This is a genomic window from Legionella sp. km772 (assembly GCF_003989735.1).
Lineage (GTDB): Bacteria > Pseudomonadota > Gammaproteobacteria > Legionellales > Legionellaceae > Legionella.
In genome coordinates this window covers 1-4,560 of record NZ_RZGQ01000203.1, presented here as the reverse complement: position 1 = coordinate 4,560, position 4,560 = coordinate 1, and the positions used below count along the sequence as shown (strand labels likewise).

Genomic DNA, 4,560 nt, shown 5'->3' with positions numbered 1-4,560 from the left:
ACTCATTTAAATCACTTTGCTATTAAGTACAAATTGATTCTTAGAGCGAACCAGATTGCTTGGCAGGAGCTTAAAAATATGGCAGCTTAAAATTGACCGTGCGTAACATGAGTTAATAAACGACCCGTGCCAAATAAAATAAACAATCCCTGTTTGCGTGGATAGTTAGGATGAAAACTTACGACTGGTGCTGAGCTAATGGCTTGCACTGCCCCAGTAGAATCTCTGGCTTGGAAGAGGAGGCGAACGGACCAGCTAGCCGGGTCGCTACTGCTCACATCTACTGACCATAAATTTCCTTGTAGATCGCCTGCGTATACATTGGTTATCGGTTGGGCTTGCAATCCATCTTTGTTTGCAAGGGCAACGGAAGATAAGCCCTGGGGTAGAGTGCTATTACAGCTCCCTGATACAGCGGCACATAAATCTAGCTTCTTAAGCAGGGTTCCGGTTTGCGGATCAAGGGCATATAAAATAGATTTACCGGTTGGACTATTATAACCATTGCCGAAAAAGACCGCAAATTTAGCCGGGTCTGCCGTGGATGGGCCAATTTGACCAATTTGTGGTTGGCTAAAACTTAAGCCCATGTCCCCATCGCTAAATTCCCAAAGTACTGAAGAGGCTACAGAGCTTTCGAGGCTAAAGGAAGGGGCATTCGTAATATCCAAAGCAAAGACGCTATTTCCTCCTGCATTTTCACCACTGACCAAAATCGTATGCCAGGTGCTATCACTAAATTGTACATCTTTACTTTGGGGGGAGCCATTGACGAAGAATAAATGGCTTTGATTATAGACTTGTGAGGTAAGATTAATTAGGTTTGCAAAGACGGCATTAGGAATAAAGGCGAAAATCTCTCTTCCGGTTGCGGCATTAAAAGCATGGAGCATTCCATCATTGCCCCCCACATAGAGCATTGGGGCACGACTGCTGTTGCTCGTTAAAAAATTTTTATAGCTCGTGGTTTGATAGACATCATTGGGAGGGCCAACATAGGTGACTTGGCTATCAATCAAATCACCCAAAACATGAGAACGGTTGCGGAAGGTTCCGCCATTACGTTTTTCTAAAGCAGCACTGCCCCTTAAATATTGGAGTCGGCTTTGTCCGAGAGTATCGGTGGGTTGCAATAAGGTTTGCAAAGCAGGCGTTAGATTAGTCCATTGGAATGGAATTCCCACTTTTGCAACCGGCTCCCAAGTAGTGATAAGACGGGAACTTGACCATCCAGAGCCTGCAACTAAAGTATCTAATAAAGATTGAGCTGACCATAAAACGGTTGCAGTAGGGACGCCAGTAACTGGATCAAGTTGAATGGCTTTCAAATCACCGGTCCAATCTTGATAGGGAACATCATTGGAGATGAAACTTGCTTGGTATTCGACCGTATTTCCGGTGAGTTGGGTGGAGCTTACCGCTGCGGCAGATGCGGTATAGGAGCCATTTTGAATGGCTATTAGAATACTGTTTAAACTATTAACTAAGGCTTCAGGGCTAGTTGCGGGATAATAATTTTGGGTACCGCCTGCCATAGCCATTGCTGTTAAAGTAGCTGCTGCTTGTGGATTTAAGCTGGGATCAACGCCGGCCCCCATTCCTACCACATAGGTTAAAATCCCATTAGTTTTTAGGGTCTTAATAGTATTAATGGCGTCAGTCAAAGCCTGATCATTGGTGGTATTTAATGAGCCATCAGCATTAAAGCTTGCCGTAACTCCATAACCGCTGGCAGAAGCAGTTCCAAGCGGTGGCCAAAATTTACCATTTAAATCTTGGGTAGGAAGGCCATCAGAAATTAAAATAACGTATTTTTTCTGGGGACAGCCGTTTCCGCTGGTTGTTCCTAAAGTACTCATGTACGTGTTCGCTTGCTTTAATAGTCCGGCTAGAGGTGATTGGGTGGCAATGGCTTTAATTTCAGTAGTCGCTGTTGAATTTGACTCAGGATTTAAAAAGGGGGTAAAAACATTGATCGCATTAGTCACGGAAGTTACTGTCGGAATTGTGCCAGCGGTAGTCATGTTCACAAGGATGGTACCTGAATTGGCTGATTGGCTGCCATAATAGCCCCAACCCCGTTGTGAGTACATTACTTGCGGCGAGAAAGGTACATAGCCCGCATTAGTTGGCCCTGTGCCAAAAGAGCCTATATTAGGTGCTGATTTACTGTAACTCAGATTAATGCTGCCGGCGTTGTAGTTGGCTAAAGTAAAATTAGGCGGGTAGGGCGATGCCGGGGTGGGACCAGTGTAAGTAATAAAGCTACCTGCAAACGTTGCACTTGCGTAAAGAACATCATTAATATTCGCATCATCACTTGAGGCGCCGATTTGTAAATATTTATTGCTTGAGAGGGTAGTTGAGCTAAATAAGGTGGTCATCCCGCTGCAGTTGCTGTTTACGGTAGCTGAGGCTGAGCCGTAGTTATAACAAGGATTAGCAACATAACGTTGACCCGCTACTTGAGTGTTAGTAAAACTAAAATTGCTTCCTGGGGGTGACATATAATAAACCCAGGTATTATAGACTCCAACCCCACTGGTGCTGTATACCGCTAAGCCAAAATCAGTCGAGGCCATGTATTCTTGAATGATAGCCTTTACTCCTGCTTTAGCCATATTTAAGCGGCTGGGGCCATTATCATAATATTTTCCACCACTTAACACGGTATAAGGGGCTTGCCCTGAGGCATCAGCTGCTTGTAGAGGTGGAGTATAGGCACTAGGTACCGTGTACTTGAGTGGTGAGCTTGAGTTATTCAATGAGCTTAAGCCCGTGGCTAAAGAGCCTGAACCGGTCATAATTGCCCCACTCATGGTTCCATCCATTGATTGGGAATTACCTATCAACAGAAGGACTTGCGGATGAATAGGATTAGCCGTGATTAAGGGTACTTGTGGAATGCTTAAGCTTGGAACTGCAGCTGTTACTGGATAAATAGCGGAAAGAATAAAAAGAAGTGAGGTTAGTTTTATTTTAAGACTCCAATGGCTCCTCGCTATGTGTTGTTCCTTTACTATCATTTTGGGATTCATGATCTTACCTATTGTTGAATTTGGACGGTACTTTGGATAAGTACTGAAGAGTTTCCTGTTTGCCCTACAGAGCGAGCAGTAATTCGATAAATCCTAGTTAGTGCTTTCATATTTTGGCCGGGTTGAACAACTGAGGGTAACTGTTCGATAACATAACTAGCCTGGGGTCCATTAAGGCCGCTGAAACTTCTAATGACCGCACCGCTCGCATCCCAATTTACGGTTTGCCAGATGGGGGTGTTATTTTGATTAAATAAATATAATCCATTGTTATTGTTAGAAAAATTACTGGCCGTATAGGCGTGATCTAACATGCGATTAATGGCCTCATTTACGGCACCCTCTGTCTTTTCAAAGCTTGTTTCTGTATCGGAGATATTAGTGGCTATTTGGGTTTGACTGCTATTAATAGTTATCTGAGCAACCCCAAGCACTGTTAACATACCCAATAGCACGAGAGTAGTAATTAAAATAAAACCTTGCTCTTTTTTTCTATTATCAGTAGTGAAGTAAATCATTATATTGAATTCCTTAACTGAATGGTCATTTCATAGGTATGACGTAGAAGGTTATCAGCGGGGACTGTGACGGTAGTATCCAAAACATTATATGTGGTAGAACTACTCGCTGAGCCAATTTTCCCGGCAATCAAAAATCCCATCCGAATTCCATAGACTTTGGTCCAATCGGTAACAGCATTTGCAGAAACATATTGAGTGATGAGTCGATTATCGCCAATAGCATATTGGATCTTCATGAATTCAACGCCGGGCACTAAGGGCTCAACAGTCCAGCCTCCAGCATTTAATACACCCCTCATCAAGGAACTCTGCCCACCTTGTCCTTGGCCAATAAAAAATACCGTTTCTTGGACGGGTATAAACTGAGAACCAACCGAAAAATTAACTGGGAAACTGCTGCTGGCATTTTGCATCGTTCCAACCCCAGCAGCATGGCTAAGGGTATTAGTACCCACATTGGTAATTTGGAAAATAATACTCTTAACACAGTCGGAGACGGCGCCTAATTGTCCATTACTCAGGTTCGCATTGGTGGTGCTTTGCAAACTTAAAGAGCTGGAACCCGCATCAATTTGAGTCACGCCAATGGGTATACTGTTGGGTGTTGCCCCCAATACCACAACCACATCACTGCCTTGGACAGTTTGCCCAACTAAACTTGCCGGCAGGCTTGGGCTCCAATGAGTTCCATTGCTATCATTTGCCGGATTAGTTTGCGTGAAGGTAAAGCTTGCCCCACTGCCATTGTAACCCCTAATCATTGCAGGGGTGGTGTTAAAAGAACCTAGGGGATCAGGTGCACCACCATTTAAATTGGAAATCGCAGTTAAGGTGGTGCCACAACCCATAAAACCTGCAGAACGAATGGTTGGGGTTACTAAATTACTCATGTTACGCACGGTCAATTTTAAGCTGCCATATTTTTAAGCTCCTGCCAAGCAATCTGGTTCGCTCTAAGAATCAATTTGTACTTAATAGCAAAGTGATTTAAATGAGTTTTT

Annotated in this window: 4 protein-coding genes; 1 reads left to right on the top strand and 3 read right to left on the bottom strand. The window is 43.7% G+C overall.

Going from position 1 to position 4,560, the window contains the following annotated elements; genetic code table 11:
- Nucleotides 1–86: 86 nt before the first annotated feature.
- The 3 genes from ELY15_RS13665 to ELY15_RS13655 are packed head-to-tail and all read right to left on the bottom strand — an operon-like array spanning nucleotide 87 to nucleotide 4,449.
- Nucleotides 87–3,038 carry a pilus assembly protein gene (locus ELY15_RS13665; RefSeq protein ID WP_233586780.1) on the bottom strand — a complete coding sequence of 984 codons (2,952 nt, stop codon included), beginning with the start codon at nucleotides 3,036–3,038 and terminating at the stop codon, nucleotides 87–89.
- Between the two features lie 8 nt (nucleotides 3,039–3,046).
- On the bottom strand, nucleotides 3,047–3,556 hold the full coding sequence (locus tag ELY15_RS13660) for a pilus assembly protein (RefSeq protein ID WP_127100973.1): 510 nt from the start codon (nucleotides 3,554–3,556) through the stop codon (nucleotides 3,047–3,049).
- Nucleotides 3,556–4,449 (bottom strand): PilW family protein, encoded by an 894-nt coding sequence (locus ELY15_RS13655; RefSeq protein ID WP_233586776.1) that lies wholly within the window; start codon nucleotides 4,447–4,449, stop codon nucleotides 3,556–3,558. The genes ELY15_RS13660 and ELY15_RS13655 overlap by 1 nt, the downstream gene beginning before the upstream one ends.
- Between ELY15_RS13655 and ELY15_RS16600 the strand changes: the two genes are divergently transcribed.
- The gene (locus ELY15_RS16600; protein ID WP_255411114.1) at nucleotides 4,428–4,550 is read left to right on the top strand and encodes a hypothetical protein; all 123 of its coding nucleotides are present in this window, start codon (nucleotides 4,428–4,430) and stop codon (nucleotides 4,548–4,550) included. The genes ELY15_RS13655 and ELY15_RS16600 overlap by 22 nt on opposite strands.
- The last annotated feature ends 10 nt before the right edge of the window (nucleotides 4,551–4,560 follow it).